We start from the raw sequence: 16,014 nt of genomic DNA, 5'->3' as shown, positions 1-16,014 counted from the left end.
CCTTTGCGAACCAGACTCGTTAAATTCTGGCGTTCTTCTTCTGATAACCGAATGATGTATTTCTTTTTCATGAGCACCCTCAACAAGATATTGACCAACCATGAGAAGGAATTTTAACACTAGGCAATATCACATTGAAAGAGTACTAGGCTAGATACGAAAGGTAATCACATGATCGGTATCAAGGCGAATGCCAATCGGTTCGCCGATGGGGTGGTTGTGGTGGCTGGGCACCAGTGAGAGGATCTCTGAACCGGTGGGTAGCTCCAGGGTGTAGAGGATTTGTGCACCCCGGAATGCTTTTGCCTTTACCACCGCTTGCAGTGAGCTGTGGTCATCATGAAGTACATCATCGGGCCGGAGTAATACGTCAACACCACAGTCAGCACAACAGGGGGCATCAAATTCGCCGTCGATAACCCCTAGCTCTATTTCCACCCGCTCGCTGTCGACTACTTTTCCGGGGAGAAAGACGCCTTCACCAATGAAGTTTGCGACAAAGCGGTTTTTGGGGCGGTGGTAGAGGTTGTACGCGCTATCCCACTGCTGAATGCGCCCTTCGTTCATGACTCCGATCACATCGGCTACCATGAACGCCTCTTGTTGGTCGTGGGTTACCAGGATGGCGGTGGCTTGCTCTTGTTTGAGAATATCGCGCACGTCGAGGCAGAGCCGTTCGCGCAGTGTGACATCCAGGTTCGAGAAGGGCTCGTCCATTAACAGCAGGCTGGGGCGTGGTGCCAAGGCGCGTGCTAGGGCGATGCGCTGCTGCTGCCCACCAGAGAGTTCGTGGGGGTAAAGTTCGCCGCATTGTGGCATGTCGATCAGTGCGAGCATCTCGGTGACGCGCTGCTGTTTTTCGTGCCGAGATTCGCCTTGCAGTCCAAAGGCGATATTTTCTGCGGCACTCAGGTGCGGAAAGAGTGCATAGTCTTGGAAAACCATGCCGATGCGTCTTTTTTCTGCTGCTAGGTGCTGGCCACTTCCGGCAATCTGTTTGCCCGAAAGGGTGATATTGCCATCTTGTACTGTTTCGAAGCCGGCAATGCAACGCAGTACTGTGGTTTTTCCGCAGCCGGATGGTCCCAGCAAGCAGCCGATCTCCCCTCGTTTCAGTGAGAGGCTCATCGCTTGCACGACGGTGGTTTCCCCGTAGCGCTGTGTGATGTTGTTGAGTTCGAGCAGTTGATCAGTGTTGGGCATGGCGATTCATCAAAATTATCGGAATGAGTCCTGCGAGTACGATGGCAACGGAAGGGAGTGCGGCACGTTCCCACTCACCTTCGGCGGTCATTTCAAAAACCCGTACCGCGAGGGTATCCCAACCAAAGGGGCGAGTCATCAGGGTGATGGGCATCTCTTTCATAACATCTACAAATACCAGTGTCATGGCGGTGAATATTCCTCCGCGCAGTATCGGCAAGTGCACCCGCCTGAGCAGCACCAAGCCACTGCTGCCTAGGCTGTGGGCAGACTCATCAACTGAGCGCGTAATACGTTGCAAGTTGCCATCTACGGCGCTAAACCCTACTGCCATAAAGCGAATGCAGAGCGCCACCAGCAGGGTAACCATTGTGCCTTGCAGCAATAGACCGCCATCGTAACCAAACAGTGTGTGCAGGCTGTCACGCAATTGATTATCCAGCCATGCAATCGGTATGAAGGCTCCCACTGCCAGCACCGGCCCGGGCAGTGCGTAGCCCAGTGTTGCCACCCGCACCATGATGCGGGTGCCAAGATCTGAATAGTAGCGATTGGCTACCGCCAGTATCACGCTGGCACTCACCACCAGCAGTGCCGCCATCGCCGCGAGCAGTAGTGAGTGCCACAGGAATTCAAAGTAACGACTATCCAGGTCATCCATTGCCACCTCACTGACCCAGATCAGCAGTTGAATCATTGGAATAATAAATGCGAATAGCACCACGCCACTTGCCAAGGCGACGGCGGCGAGGCGACTCCACCCCATCAACTGTATGCGCTCTTGCTTGCCTGCGGTTTTACCTACGGTGGTGTAACGCATTCTGGCTCGTGCCTGCTGCTCTAGCAGTACAATTATGAAGACAAAAATAACCAGTATTGAGGCGAGTTGAGATGCGGCTTGTAGCGAGTACATATCAAACCACGCTTTGTAGATGCCGGTGGTAAAAGTATCGTAGTTAAAGACCGAAACAGTGCCGAAATCGGCCAGTGTCTCCATAATTACCAGCATCACACCGCCAATAATCCACGGCCTTGCCATCGGCAGCGCCACCCAAAAGAAGCCTGCTCGTGGGCTATAGCCTAGTGACTGCGCCGCTTCCAATGCGCGCTTTCCCTGAGTAGCAAAGGCGTTACGGGCGATCAGGTAAACGTAGGGGTAGAACGCCAGCACCATAACCAGGATTACACCGCCCAGTGAGCGAATTTCTGGCGGCTGCCACTCGATGCCAGCGGCACGCATCCATGTCTGTAGTGGGCCGGTAAAATCGAGAATGCCAACCATGACAAATGCAGTTACATAGGCGGGAACCGCCAGGGGCAACATTAACGCCCAAGAGAATATTTTTCGCCCGGGAAACTCACAAACCGCTGTCAGCCATGCCAACGCCACACCCAGCACCAGCGTACCGCTGGCGGTACCCAGCACCAGCCAGAAGGTGTTGCTGGTCAGCTCCCACAAAAGGTGGATTTTCAAGTGTTGCCATACGGCTAAATCGGGGCTAAACAGTGACCAGAGAATGACCACTACCGGAGTTAATACCACCAGAGAAATCGCCAGTGCCGACAAACGCCAGCCCTGACTAAAGAGACGAGTGCCCCATAACTTAACCCCAGACACGCCCCTATTCATTGTTGCTGCACTCGCCCACCACCTCTGTTATTTATATCCGGCACGATCCATCAGCTTGACCGCTTCTACCTGTAGCTCACCCGCTTTCGCTACGTTCAGCGGGTTTGCCTTGAACGCTCCCCAGGCCGCTACTTGAGCAGAGGGTTTCACTGCGGCATTGGCGGGGTATTCATGATTTGAATCTGAAAACAGATTTTGTGCCCGCTCCGAGGCGAGCCACTCCAGCAGTGCGATGGCACCGTCTACATTAGACGCGTAACGGGTAACTCCACCACCTGAAATATTCACATGCACCCCACTACCCTGTTGATTTGGCCAGAAGAGCTTAAGTGGAATTGCCGGGTCTTTGTTTTCAAGGCGACCAAAGTAATAGGTGTTACCAATGCCCACCTCACACTGACCGGCGGCAATCGCCTGCATCATTTTAGTATCACTGGAGAATGGTTTAGTCGCCAGGTTGGCAACCCAGCCTTTGACGATAGATTCCGTTTGCTGTTTGCCATGCTCTGCAATCATCATCGCAACCAGCGACTGATTATAAACTTTCTTGGAGGTGCGTAAACAGAGTTTTCCTCTCCATTTTGGATCAGCAAGATCTTCGTAGCTGGATAAGTCGCTGTCACTCAGTTTACCGGTATTGTAAACGATGGTGCGCGCCCGAACCGAAAGTCCAAACCAGCGATTTTCGGGATCCCGCAGATACTCTGGAATCGAGCTGTTGAGTTTTTCCGACAAAACTGTTTGCAGCAGCCCCATGTTAGCTGCCTGCCACAGATTGCCTGCATCAACAGTGATCAACAGATCGGCGGGTGTGTTTTCCCCCTCCGCCTTAAGTCGCTGCATCAAAGAACCCGCCTTGCCGGTAACAAACTTCACCTCAACACCCGTCTCTTTGGTGTAGGCATCAAACAGTGGTTTGATGAGCTGCTCATTTCGCGCAGAATAGACCACCACCTCATCAGAAGCCAAGGCGCTATATGAGACCCACATCGCCACTACACCTGCTATCAATACCAGCCACTGCTTGCACTTCATTTAATACCCCCTCTATTGATCGGTTAATTTATTAATAGTAATCATTCTCATTACCAATTACAATAGATATTATTCCCTAATCCCCCGATAGAAACACGAGGTGATGTGTAAGCGTTTGGTTTCACAGTGAAACTAAAAATATTAGCCGCACCCGCAGGTTCGGCGGCTATTTTTTGTTTTGCTGTGGAATCAAGCGCTTGTGCAGCATGCGTGTGTCTGATCGGGGGGATGAGGGTTATTATTTGCAGTTGATCAATTGAATTTTCAATTGATATACCCCATTGATGTAATGCTATGCTTCGCTAGGAAAGCTCAGAACATGCCATGAAGGTTTTATGCTGTCTGAATCAAAACTTCCCTAGTAGGCTATCGGATTTAGGTGATCGTAGCGAGAGAAAGCCATTTTGAGTCCATTTTTTTGATCGTTTGAGGCGAATATTGGGCATATTCAACGAAAAGGATCGGAGAAAGGGGCCAGAATGGCTTTTCCGCAGTAGATTCACCCTCAGTCCGACAGCCTCCTAGCAACAACCAACTGCACCACATGCCCACTCACAAGGATTTCTGAATCAAAATGAAAGACGACTCAGCAACCATAGCCAAAACCACCCCACTACAGAAAAAGGTAGTGGGCATCATGGAACACCACACCCGCTTCAAGCTCCATAACGAGCTGCACATGGGGCCTTGTGAGCTACTGGAGGCACCGACCCATGCCTCTCACCTTGCACTGCTGATCGATGATGATGAGGCCCGCCATGAGCACCGCATGATCACGCAGCTGTGCGAACACTACAGCGTGACACCCCCCCCCGAAGAGGTTACCCATTTCACTGTCAAATTGGGTACGTTTCGTTTTAAGTGGGAGCGCCATACCGAGTTCTCGAACTATACCTTTTTTGTAGAGGCACCCTTCGACACGCCGTTTGTAGAGAATGCCATTGACCAAGTCCCTAGCAGCTGGCTAGAGGGGCTGCCGGGTGAGGTGATTGCAGCAACCCATATTGCACTTGAGAGCAACGAGCGCCCTCACCGCAGTCTGGATGAGCTTGCTCACCTGTTCACTGCCAATACACTAATGGGTGCTGAAGTGACGGCGGGAGCAGCCATTGTCTGGACCGATAACAAAATCCACGCCGATGGCTTTGGGCGGATTTTAATTCATGATGTGGATTTACGCGCGCGCCAGGCCGGTCGCATGGTGCAGCGTCTTATCGAGATTGAAACTTACCGTATGCTGGCAATGCGCCCGGTCTCAATGGCGCGACAATATATTCCGATACTGGCCAGCTTTGACGAACGCCTGGCCGAGCTCACCTCCAATAATAATGCCCTGGACTGCCTAGAAGACGAGCGCAAGCTGTTGGATGAAATCACCCAGCTGGCTGCTGAAATCGAACGCATTTCAGCGCAAACAACCAATCGGTTTAACGCCTCTCTGGCCTATCACCACATCGTCAAACAGCGGGTAACCCGGTTGCGTGAGAACCGCATACAGGGCTTGCAGATGTTTCATGAGTTCATGGATCAGCGTCTTACCGGCTCAATCCAAACCTGCTCATCGGTACAAAAACACCTGGAGACACTGTCCAATCATGTCTCGCGTGCCTCCTCACTACTGCGCACCCGTGTAGAGATTTCTATGGAAGAGCAGAGCCGTGATCTACTGCAATCGATGGATAATCGCGTCAAGTTGCAACTCCGGCTACAAGAGACCGTTGAAGGGCTATCCATCGTAGTATTGAGTTACTACCTACTCGGCATTGTGGGGTATGGATTGAAAGGTTTAAAATCAGCCGGCGTGCCGATCAATGTGGAGTTGAGCATCGGCATTGCAATACCAATTGTAGCAGGGGCAGTCTTTTACGGTATGCGTCGACTACGGAAATCGATAAAGCACTAACCTGAGTAGCTGTTAGAGCTATCCAGTACCGATAGCTCTAACCAAGTTAGGCGTAAGAGCTAGCTTTGACGCTGGCTTTTATCCCGCTCTATCAACGCATAAGCGGAGTGGTTGTGTATCGACTCGAAGTTTTCAGACTCGACCACATAGGAGACAACCCGACTATCTGCGTTAAGTTGTGCCGCCACATCACGCACCATATCCTCTACAAACTTAGGGTTGTCATATGCCCGCTCCGTAACATGCTTCTCATCAGGACGCTTCAGCAGGCTATATAGCTCGCATGAGGCTTGTTTTTCTACCAAGTCAATCACCTCTTCAATCCAGACAAACTGACAGGTACGAATGGTCACCGTCACATGTGAGCGCTGGTTGTGCGCTCCATAAGCCGATATTTTCTTCGAACAGGGGCAGAGACTGGTCACGGGCACCACCACTTTGATGGTGGTATCCGTTTTTCCGCCACTGATTTCGCCCAGCAGCGTCACCTGGTAGTCCATTAGGCTCTTCACACCCGACTCAGGGGCTGTTTTATTGATGAAGTAGGGGAAGTTCATCTCGATGTGACCTGTTTCTGCTTCCAGTTTTTCTGCCATCTCTTTTAACATGACATCGAAAGACTCAACGCTGATCTCACGATCATTGTTATTCAAAATCTCCACAAAGCGCGACATATGCGTGCCTTTGAAGTTATGCGGCAGGGTCACATACATATTAAACACAGCGATGGTGTGCTGCTCACCCTCACTGCGGTCAGCCACTTTCACGGGGTGGCGAATATCTTTAATTCCCACTTTATTAATTGTAATCTGGCGGGTATCAGCCGAATTTTGAACATCCGCAATGGTTTTATCACTCATGCCTACTTTTCCTCGGTGTAACGCACAGATGCGTTATCAGTTTCCCACAGGGTAATCGCATCTACCTGTACATGCTCCGAATTGATCTGCTCACCGATCCGCCCATAGAGATAACCTGCAATATTCTCTGCCGTTGGGTTGATCTTATCAAACGGTGGAATTTCATTTAGGTAACGATGATCCAGCTCGCCGCAAATATCACGCGCCACCTGTTTGATGCGCTTGAAATCAATCGCAATACCCAGCTCACTAAGTGAACGGGAGACAACCTCGACTTCAACCTTCCAGTTATGGCCATGAAGACGTGCACAATCCCCCGGATAGTCACGTAATGAGTGGGCCGAACCGAAGCCAGCCAGCACTTTTAATGTATATACAGCTGCCATTTTTTATCACCCATTTATAACCAAGCAATTCTATCAGAAATACTTGGATTTACGAAGCCGGCCATTCTACCCCACCACCCACCAACAGAACAACAATCTAGAGCGGCTCAGAGCCCTGGAGCCAAAATAGTGACTAAGTGACCGTGATTACCGTAGCGAGTGCTTTCAAGTGAAAAAGAGTGGTAAATAGGCATTAATTTCAAAAAGTTATCGCAACACCTTCACTGCTAAAACAACCGAAATATTCAGCTATTTAGCGATTATGAGTAAAAACTCTTTGAATTATAATGGAAAGATAGGCATTATGAGCGCCAAATCGGAATAGACAACTGAACCACAGAAGTTAAAGGGCCCCATGCCAAGAGAAGATCATATTGAGATGGAAGGCACGGTAATTGATACCCTGCCAAACACGATGTTTCGCGTAGAGCTAGAAAATGGCCACGTTGTTACGGCACATATTTCTGGAAAGATGCGTAAAAATTATATCCGCATCCTGACAGGCGACAAAGTGACGGTACAACTCACACCTTACGATCTTTCGAAAGGTCGCATCACTTTCCGTAACCGGTAACAACCAAACGCCCCGCACACCAAGCAAAGTTGCGGGGCTTTTCTTCCCTATCACCCATCCAAAAAGAGCAGAGAGTCGCTCCGCTGACCAGACTACTCAGTTTTCGCGGGTTCCTTCTTTTTCGCCATACAGCGAAGTACAATTTCACCCTCTTTTTCAGAAACCTTAACATTGCCACCTGACGCAAGTTTGCCAAACAGCAGCTCTTCCGCTAATGGTTTTTTAAGGTTTTCCTGAATCAACCTGGCCATCGGCCTAGCACCCATCAGCGGGTCATAACCACGTTTGGCAAGCCAGCTACGTGCGCTATTATCCACATCCAGTGTGACACCTTTCGCCCGCAGTAACTCTTCGAGTTCAAACAAAAATTTATTGACCACATTCTGTATGGTCTGCATATCGAGCGCTTGGAACTGCACAATCGCATCCAGACGGTTGCGAAACTCCGGTGCAAAGGCTCGCTTGATCACCTCCATCGCATCACTGGCATGGCTCTGCTCGGTAAAGCCCATCGAGCTTTTTTGCAGCTGCTCTGCCCCCGCATTGGTGGTCATCACGACAATGATGTTGCGAAAATCTACCTTGCGGCCATTGCTGTCTGTCAAAGTGCCATGATCCATCACTTGCAAAAGCAGGCTAAAGACATCCGGATGCGCCTTCTCGACCTCATCCAGCAGCACGACCGCATGGGGGTGTTTACTCACCGCATCGGTTAACAGCCCACCCTGATCGTACCCCACATAACCGGGTGGAGCGCCAATCAACCGGGAGACCGTATGCCGTTCCATATACTCAGACATATCGAAACGGATTAGTTCGATCCCCATTAAGTAGGCTAGCTGTTTGGTTACCTCGGTTTTACCCACGCCGGTTGGCCCTGCAAACAAGAACGAACCGATGGGTTTGTCTTTATTCCCCAGGCCTGAGCGGGCCATTTTAATGGCCGTTTCAAGTGAGCCGATCGCATCATTTTGACCATAAATAAGCAGTTTGAGATCCCGCCCTAGATTGCGTAACGTCTCTCTGTCCGACTTTGAAACACTCTTGGCGGGGATGCGCGCAATTTTCGCTACAATCTCTTCCACTTCATGCACGCCAATGGTCTTTTTACGCTTCGAAGGTGCCTTAAGCCACTGACTGGCACCCGCTTCATCAATCACATCTATCGCTTTATCGGGCAAAAAACGGTCATTGATATAACGCGCTGAAAGCTCGACCGCAGTACGCAGGGATTGGTGGGTATAGCGCACGGCATGATGCTCTTCAAAGCGAGACTTCAAACCTTCAAGAATTTTAATGGTTTGATCAATCGTCGGTTCGGGCACATCAATTTTTTGGAAGCGACGCGCTAAGGCACGATCCTTTTCAAAAATCCCCTTATACTCCTGATAGGTGGTCGACCCGATACATTTCAGTTCACCGGATGCCAGCGCAGGTTTAATTAGATTTGAGGCATCCATAGCACCACCTGAGGCGGCACCGGCACCAATAATGGTATGAATTTCATCAATAAAGAGCACCGCACCCTCTTCGTTTGAAACTTGGTTAACAACAGCTTTCAAGCGTTTTTCAAAGTCTCCCCGATACTTGGTACCGGCCACAAGCGCCCCCATATCAAGAGAGTAGATAGTACTTTCTGCCAACACCTCCGGGCTATCGCCATCCACGATCATCTTTGCCAGGCCTTCGGCAATGGCCGTTTTACCCACGCCTGCTTCACCGACCAATAGGGGGTTGTTTTTACGGCGGCGACACAGCACCTGAATGGCACGATCCAGCTCTTCTTTACGGCCAATGACGGGGTCAATTTTCCCCAGAATAGCTTTACGGTTAAGATTAACCGCATATTTGTCGAGCGGACTCTGCTGACTTTCACCCTCGGCGACACCGTCACGGGGGTGATCCACCTCCTCAGCCTCTTCACCCGGCACTTTGGAGATGCCGTGGGAGATGTAATTCAACACATCAAGCCGTGAAACACTCTGCTTATGCAAAAAATAGGTCGCCTGTGACTCCTGCTCACTAAAAATAGCAATCAGGACATTTGCACCAGAGACTTCGTTGCTCCCCGATGCTTGCACCTGCAAGACAGCACGTTGCAAAACACGCTGAAAGCCAAGTGTTGGTTGTATTTCTCGCTCAATATCGGCTGGTAGGGAGGGGCTGGTTTCACTCAGAAAGAGGCTGAGCTCCATTCGCAGCTGCTCAAGGCTGGCGCTGCATGCCTTCAAAGCGGCGGTTGCTGAAGCGTTATCAAGCAGTGCCAGCAGCAGGTGTTCAACGGTCATGAATTCATGCCGATCTTCCCGCGCCATTGTAAAAGCCTGATTTAAGGTGAGTTCCAATTCTTTACTAATCATAACCACATACCACCTTTAGTTTATCTACTCCGCTTCCATCAAGCAGAGCAGCGGGTGCTGATTTTGTTGCGAAAAATCATTCACTTGAGCAACTTTCGTCTCGGCCACATCGCGACTAAAAATACCACAAACACCTTTCCCTTGATTATGTACTTGAAACATCACCTGGGTGGCTTGTTCACGCGATAAATAGAAGAAACTTTCAAGCACCTCTACCACGAAGTCCATGGGAGTATAATCGTCATTCAAAATAATAACTTTATACATTGGCGGACGCTTCAGTGCTGGTTTAGCCTCTTCAACCGCCAGCTCATCATCAAAATCGAACTGATCATTTCCTGCCATTACACCAAGCCCTCTCATCTCGACAATCAACCATAATTCATGATGTTACAAAAAAAGAAGTAGTATACCATGCGCTCAACATTGCACCCACACTCTGCCCCTCTCAATTTTTCCACAAAAAAAACTTGACTACTCACCTCATCCGTACCAAATTTAGTTCTGATGGTAATAAAAACAACAATAAGCCGTCACTCTGTTTTTTGTTATACATGTGAGTAATGAGGAGGTTGAAGTATATGGACACGGGCATCGTTAAATGGTTCAGCAATTCAAAGGGTTATGGTTTTATTGAGGGGGCAGAAACCTCGGGGGATGTTTTTGCACACTTCTCTACTATTGAGATGGACGGCTATCGCACGCTCAAACAGGGACAGGAGGTTGCATTTGAGTATACCGAAGGACCAAAAGGGCTTCAGGCCACTAAAATCACCGTGCCAGAAGAGGAAGAAGAGACTCGACTAGACTCGTAATGAGATAAGGTGCATTCATAAATAGAGGCCTTTTCAGCAATCGCTCTTTCGTGCAAAGGCTTCAAAGAAACCTCTATTGATTCAGGACATGACAGATTGCGTACCAAATTTCATCGCACCAAAGCACAAATCGCCAGCAATAGTCGCTCTATTGACCCGCGTTGTAATGCAGAGGCGGTGAATTAAGTGCTCAAATGCGCGTTCATGAATTAATAGAGATACCCTCAAATTATCACGCCGGAAGGGAATCACACCAAACCCAGCCAAAGCGACTCAACCCAGTATCAACCACGCCGGCAACGTCACACTCCCTGTCGTCTTCACCTCTACTCGGTTCTCATCGATGGTGCGCCCTATTAATCGCAAGGTCTGCTTCAGGCTCAAATCACTCTCGTCTCGCGCCCCGAGTCTACTTTTAAACTGGTAGTGGCCTGAGCTTTGTAGTGACAACTCACCATCTAGTTTTACCGGCCCCTCTCGATCACTCAGAACGGCCTCGAGCGCACCATCCTGCTGTGTAAATTCAGCTTGCAGTGCCCCCAGCACCAAGGCACCCGAAATACCGGCCTGATGCCAAATCAGCACGCCTGAGAGATCGTAGATAACCCCTTGTTGGTACCTCAACTGATTCAAGTTCAACTCAAACTCGCCGGTCAGGTCAAAATCAGCCAAACCTAATGGTGCGGCATACCTTTCTACCGGCAGTTTAACCACGCTGTCGTAAAGAGTTACCTCATGGCTCAACAGGTCTATTTCAACAACCCCGCGACCCTGCAACCCATCACTAATGGACGTGATATTCAGCTGTGCATTTCCAAGTAGCAGTGGCCAGGGTGAGAGTGACCACTCGACATTTTCCAGTACCACCCCTTCAACCTCAAGCGCCCGCATCTCACCCGACCATAATGTCCCCTCCACGCCATACAGCATCAAGCCATCCACTTGCTCCTCCAGTATCGAGGCAACATAAGTGGCGGGTAATATCACCCATAAGCTCAGCAGATAAACCCCAAAGAATAGCAGTGCATAAGCAATTTTGGATTTCACGAGCGACTCCGCTTAAGGGTTAACCGCGCATCGACCAGCCCTGCTGTTGACTGCTTTTCGATATTGCTGTTACCCAGCACTACACCGTATTCACGAGAGAGCGTTGCCAGCCAACGCATCATTGAATTAAATTCCACCTTCTCCAGCCAGATACGCACCGAGCCATCCTTGTCGGGTTGAACTCGCTTAATATTGCCGCCGAGCACGGCTTTTTTAGCGCTACGATCGACCAGTGTCAACAGTGACTCCCCCTCTGCACCCCGGCGCGTGTTGTTAACCATGCTGCTCGTTTTAACCTGTTGGGCCGCCTGTTGCATCCAGGCTAATGTTGCATGCTGGCTCTCTATATCACGTTGCAAGCGCTCACTTTCGGCACTCAAAGGTGACCATAGCAAGCTATAAAGCAGCATCAACAGTAACGCACCGCCACCCAGCAACAGAGTGGATCGTTCGCGACTGTTGAGTTCTTCAAACCACGCTTTCATGAACGACTCCCTTTAATCAGCAGGCGCGCCTCTACTTTGTTACCACGGGCACTGGCCGAAACCACTTCGGCATGCAGGCCCGGCTTGTCGGAAAATAGCTGTTTAATTTGATCCAATACCTGTAAGTTTTGTAAATGCATATCCACGTTTAGCTCACCATTATGGTAACGCAAACGTTGCAGCTCAAATTTTACTTTATTGTCTGAAAGCAGCGTAACACCGCCTAAAAGCGGGTAGAACTGGTCACCTTGCATGCCGACACTCTGCTCTTTTAGCCGTGCTTCCATTTGAGCTCGCGGGTCCACCACTCTTTTTGCATCGGGGAAGGTATCTAGATAGAGCTGCTTTATCTCTTGATCCAGCGCCGCCTGTAACGTGGTGAGCCGCTGATGGTCGGCAGTCATTGAGATAAGCTGAAAGAGTGCCATCATGGCCAGTACGGCGACGGCTGGCCACCAGGGGCGCCACTGTCGGCTCATTTTTTCTTGATGGCTATAATCACCTTGCAGCAGATTAATCACCTCACCGTTCGGTACATTAGCGGCCGCTGTCTGTAGTAGCTGCGGTGAGCTCTCCCCTTGAATCAGTTCAATCTCGTTCTGTTGGCACCACTCAAGCAGCTCATCTTGTAGCGCTTCATAATCACCACTCACCAAAAGCTGCTCTGGTTTTTGCCCCACTTCATCGTAGAGGCGCTGTAATATAAACAGAGGAGTCGTCAACATCATTCGCAGCCCAGCTGCACGGCCGTAACGCAACATAACCCCCGGCTCATCAAACCAGAGGTGCCACCCCTGCGGTGGGCAGGGTATTGCAAAATAATCGGGGATAATTTTATGCGGTGTCATATTGTAGCGCTCTAACAACGCCAGCCACTGCTCCAACACCACACGCTTGATCACTACAACCGGGACCGTGCCATCCGTTGCCTCACCCAGTGAAAAGTGCAGCTCATCAACATCGTCAACCAGCTGCTCTTCCAAGGCAAAAGGGGTGGCTTTGGCCAGTCGGCTGCGACTGACTCCCGGTAGAGAGACCTGGGTGGCGGTGCATAACTGCCCCGGTACGATCACAGTAATATGAAAACCGTGGGCCGCTTCAGCGGCTTCAGCCAGCCGCCCCTGACCCGTTTGGCCCGCGTGATACCAGGTGGCTTGGGGCTCTTCACTATCAAGCTCATGCGGTTCCAATCGCAGGAAAAAATGATCCGACATTAATTAACCCCTTGGCTGCGATAGATCACAGTACTTTTACCGGTGCTATTATTTCGTTTTAACACACTATACAGAGCCAGATTGCGGTTACCAAACGTGATAAAACCATCAAGTAAAAAATAGTGACTACTTACATCCAGCATCTGCTCTGCATCCCCCCTGTTGGGCGCTTGATTAACCACTGGCTCCGCCATAAAGTCTGATAACTTTTCATACTCTTCAGAGGCCAGTGTATCGGCATCACCATCACCCATACCCTTAAGTGATGCTTGGATAATTTGCCACGCTGCCGTATTCACATTCACCTTGCTGTTATTTTCACCCGGAAACACGGTCAACAGCGGATGACCATCGTCATCCACCAACTCACGCCGCACTTCTGGGGTAAACCCTTGAACGAGTTGCAGCTCACTGATGGAGAGCATCGCCCGGTTAGCCGCGCGATAAGGCGGCTTCATCAACAAATATTCACCATCTTCTGCGCCACCCAGTCCGAACACTTGCTGGTCTGGATCAATCCAGTCAACCAGTGCATCAACCAATGAGGTGTTCTGCCCTAGCGCATCAAACAATCTTTTCATCCGCTCTATTTCAGGTGTCACCGGTTGACCATCATCATCCACCAGGTTGTTGATATTAAGGTAGCGATTAAGATCCACGACCTGACCGCCCACGCTACCATTTTCAACCTCAAACCCCACCGGCATTGCCCATGTTTCATCCGGTGTATCGTACTGCGCACCCTCGTTTGCGGTGATATCCTCTTGCAAGCCCCATGCGGCGATGAGCTCGGCACCCCGCGCATACTGGTCAAGCTGATCAATGGCGAGCACGTTGGCGGCTCGACGGATATCCATCTGCTGGCGGCTCGCCATCGCAGTTGCCAGTACCGTGACAATAGAGACCACCAGCACCACCGTCAACAGGGCAACGCCTCGCTGGTTGTAGGGTGATACCATCACGCTACTCATCCTGCACCACCGAGTAAAATCGCCACACATCGCCCACCCCCTCCAAGCTCAACGTGACCTTAACCATTTTTGGCAGTGAGGCGGTCACTTGATCGGGGTTATTATTGTAGGGTGGCCAGATAGATTTCCACTCTTCGCCCTGCGGCGGCAACAGCTCGACTGCAAACTTTTCCACATTTTTTATCAAGTCGCTGCGCAACGGCTCACTATCTTGTGCACGATCCAGCACACGCCAGTAGTCACGGTAGAGCACGCCCTCCTCCAGATGGTAGGCGACGCGCTGTAAACTGGAGCGCAACTGCCCCAGTGGGTTACGCCAACCCGAGCGGGTAAATTCAACACGCCCCTCTTCGTCGACGATCAGCGCGGGCTGCTCGTCACCGAACTGGTCACGTATTTTACGGTCAGCCAGTAGTTGAAAATCTTTGCTGATAATAAAAAAAGCACGCTGTAGATCGGCCAGTTGCTCACTGCGCTGTTCAAGGTGGTGCGCGGTATCAGCAATGTGACGCAACGCGCCATACGCCATCACCATAATCACACCAAAGATAGAGATGGCGATAATCAGCTCCAACAGGGTGAAGCCTCGCTGTTTGTGGTCGACAGGCAACATCAGGGTTTCACAACGTAAAAAGTGATCCGGCCAAGCGCATTATCAGCCTCTTCATCGACAAAAACCTTCACCTCAACAGTGCGCATCCATGCCGCTTCATTCTTCAGCACCACTACACGCCAGAACCAGTCATGTCCGGCAAAGCCGACTAACTCACCATCACTTTTCCCCAGATCAGGCCAAGGTGACCTCAAGCGCATCTCATCTGCAATATTAACGGCGGCCCATTGGGCAAAGGTGCGCTGTTCGAGGTAGCCGGCATTATTCACATAACCCGCGACTGATTTGTAGATCGCGACCATCGAAATCGCCAGAATTGACAGCGCCACCATAATTTCAATCAGGGTAAAGCCACGCTGGTTACGCATCATCTGCATCATTCAGTTGTAACGCTAGCTTGCCGGTAATTGAGCCGGTCAAATAATAGACCTGCCCGCTCTCGTACTGTTTGATCAACAACTCAAATGGGGTCATTTCGCCACTTGAGAGTAAAAAAACATGTACACCCTTCTCCAGTGGTTTTTCAATTGCAACAATCGAACCCTCCACATAGAGCTCCAACTCAATCTGTTCTGACAACTTGCGGGGTTGGCTCAAATGCTCATCATCAACCACAGGCAGCCACTCTGACCGCTCCTCCCCCACATTAAGCGTATAGAAGCGGTAACCCTGTGGATTAAAACGAACCCCAAATTCGCGGCCACCCAGCAAACTCTCCTGAGCTGCCAGCTCAATCAGGGCTTGCACACGACGCGCCTCTTGCTTGACCTCATCATTATGGCCCAAGCCAATGGAGAGCACCACAAAGCTTGCCATGATGCCAATAATGACAATCACTACCAACAGTTCAAGCAAGGTAAAGCCCGACTGCTCGCCACTCGATGCCGAGTCAGCCACTGGACAGTTCCCGCTGCTTAT

17 protein-coding genes are annotated in these 16,014 nt (G+C 50.4%); 3 read left to right on the top strand and 14 right to left on the bottom strand.

From position 1 onward, the window contains the following. Positions 1-150: 150 nt before the first annotated feature. The 3 genes from L3J94_03530 to L3J94_03520 are packed head-to-tail and all read right to left on the bottom strand — an operon-like array spanning position 151 to position 3,868. A complete protein-coding gene (locus L3J94_03530; protein ID MCF6217826.1) occupies positions 151-1,203 on the bottom strand; it encodes an ABC transporter ATP-binding protein in 1,053 nt (350 codons plus the stop codon). After that, a complete protein-coding gene (locus L3J94_03525) occupies positions 1,190-2,833 on the bottom strand; it encodes an iron ABC transporter permease (protein MCF6217825.1) in 1,644 nt (547 codons plus the stop codon). Before L3J94_03525 ends, L3J94_03530 begins: the two co-directional genes overlap by 14 nt. 27 nt (positions 2,834-2,860) lie before the next feature. Further along, entirely contained in the window at positions 2,861-3,868 is a 1,008-nt protein-coding gene (locus tag L3J94_03520; GenBank protein ID MCF6217824.1) for a Fe(3+) ABC transporter substrate-binding protein, read from the bottom strand. 574 nt (positions 3,869-4,442) lie between these two features. On the opposite strand from L3J94_03520, the gene L3J94_03515 reads away from it, so the two are divergent. Then, the gene (locus L3J94_03515; GenBank protein ID MCF6217823.1) at positions 4,443-5,771 is read left to right on the top strand and encodes a DUF3422 domain-containing protein; all 1,329 of its coding nucleotides are present in this window, start codon (positions 4,443-4,445) and stop codon (positions 5,769-5,771) included. Between the two features lie 59 nt (positions 5,772-5,830). On the opposite strand, the gene folE2 is transcribed toward L3J94_03515, so the two are convergent. Then, a complete protein-coding gene (gene folE2, locus L3J94_03510) occupies positions 5,831-6,631 on the bottom strand; it encodes a GTP cyclohydrolase FolE2 (protein ID MCF6217822.1) in 801 nt (266 codons plus the stop codon). A gap of 2 nt (positions 6,632-6,633) precedes the next feature. After that, positions 6,634-7,017 carry a 6-carboxytetrahydropterin synthase QueD gene (queD, locus tag L3J94_03505; protein MCF6217821.1) on the bottom strand — a complete coding sequence of 128 codons (384 nt, stop codon included), beginning with the start codon at positions 7,015-7,017 and terminating at the stop codon, positions 6,634-6,636. A gap of 355 nt (positions 7,018-7,372) precedes the next feature. On the opposite strand from queD, the gene infA reads away from it, so the two are divergent. Next, a complete protein-coding gene (infA, locus tag L3J94_03500) occupies positions 7,373-7,591 on the top strand; it encodes a translation initiation factor IF-1 (GenBank protein ID MCF6217820.1) in 219 nt (72 codons plus the stop codon). Positions 7,592-7,683: 92 nt separating this feature from the next. Here the strand turns inward: infA and clpA are convergent, their stop codons facing one another. Both clpA and clpS read right to left on the bottom strand, forming a co-directional pair. After that, complete coding sequence (gene clpA, locus L3J94_03495) at positions 7,684-9,951, bottom strand: ATP-dependent Clp protease ATP-binding subunit ClpA (GenBank protein MCF6217819.1); 2,268 nt, start codon at positions 9,949-9,951, stop codon at positions 7,684-7,686. Between the two features lie 24 nt (positions 9,952-9,975). Continuing rightward, the gene (clpS, locus tag L3J94_03490) at positions 9,976-10,296 is read right to left on the bottom strand and encodes an ATP-dependent Clp protease adapter ClpS (GenBank protein MCF6217818.1); all 321 of its coding nucleotides are present in this window, start codon (positions 10,294-10,296) and stop codon (positions 9,976-9,978) included. Between the two features lie 236 nt (positions 10,297-10,532). On the opposite strand from clpS, the gene L3J94_03485 reads away from it, so the two are divergent. Continuing rightward, a complete protein-coding gene (locus L3J94_03485) occupies positions 10,533-10,766 on the top strand; it encodes a cold shock domain-containing protein (GenBank protein MCF6217817.1) in 234 nt (77 codons plus the stop codon). Between the two features lie 273 nt (positions 10,767-11,039). Here L3J94_03485 and L3J94_03480 read toward each other — a convergent pair whose 3' ends face one another. The 7 genes from L3J94_03480 to gspH are packed head-to-tail and all read right to left on the bottom strand — an operon-like array spanning position 11,040 to position 15,993. Then, positions 11,040-11,813 (bottom strand): type II secretion system protein N, encoded by a 774-nt coding sequence (locus L3J94_03480; protein ID MCF6217816.1) that lies wholly within the window; start codon positions 11,811-11,813, stop codon positions 11,040-11,042. Next, complete coding sequence (locus tag L3J94_03475; protein MCF6217815.1) at positions 11,810-12,298, bottom strand: type II secretion system protein M; 489 nt, start codon at positions 12,296-12,298, stop codon at positions 11,810-11,812. The genes L3J94_03480 and L3J94_03475 overlap by 4 nt, the downstream gene beginning before the upstream one ends. Next, entirely contained in the window at positions 12,295-13,512 is a 1,218-nt protein-coding gene (gene gspL / locus L3J94_03470; GenBank protein ID MCF6217814.1) for a type II secretion system protein GspL, read from the bottom strand. Before gspL ends, L3J94_03475 begins: the two co-directional genes overlap by 4 nt. Then, positions 13,512-14,483: a type II secretion system minor pseudopilin GspK gene (gene gspK / locus L3J94_03465; GenBank protein ID MCF6217813.1), complete on the bottom strand. Its 972-nt coding sequence runs from the start codon at positions 14,481-14,483 to the stop codon at positions 13,512-13,514. Before gspK ends, gspL begins: the two co-directional genes overlap by 1 nt. Then, entirely contained in the window at positions 14,476-15,096 is a 621-nt protein-coding gene (gene gspJ, locus L3J94_03460; GenBank protein MCF6217812.1) for a type II secretion system minor pseudopilin GspJ, read from the bottom strand. Before gspJ ends, gspK begins: the two co-directional genes overlap by 8 nt. Continuing rightward, positions 15,096-15,467 (bottom strand): type II secretion system minor pseudopilin GspI, encoded by a 372-nt coding sequence (gene gspI / locus L3J94_03455; protein MCF6217811.1) that lies wholly within the window; start codon positions 15,465-15,467, stop codon positions 15,096-15,098. Before gspI ends, gspJ begins: the two co-directional genes overlap by 1 nt. After that, positions 15,457-15,993, bottom strand: a complete 537-nt coding sequence (gene gspH, locus L3J94_03450) for a type II secretion system minor pseudopilin GspH (protein MCF6217810.1) — start codon at positions 15,991-15,993, stop codon at positions 15,457-15,459. The genes gspI and gspH overlap by 11 nt, the downstream gene beginning before the upstream one ends. Between the last annotated feature and the right edge of the window lie 21 nt (positions 15,994-16,014).

This window comes from Gammaproteobacteria bacterium (genome assembly GCA_021647245.1).
GTDB lineage: Bacteria > Pseudomonadota > Gammaproteobacteria > RBG-16-57-12 > RBG-16-57-12 > JAFLJP01.
The sequence above is the reverse complement of the archived record's forward strand: the minus strand, read 5'-3'. Positions and strand labels throughout refer to the sequence as shown.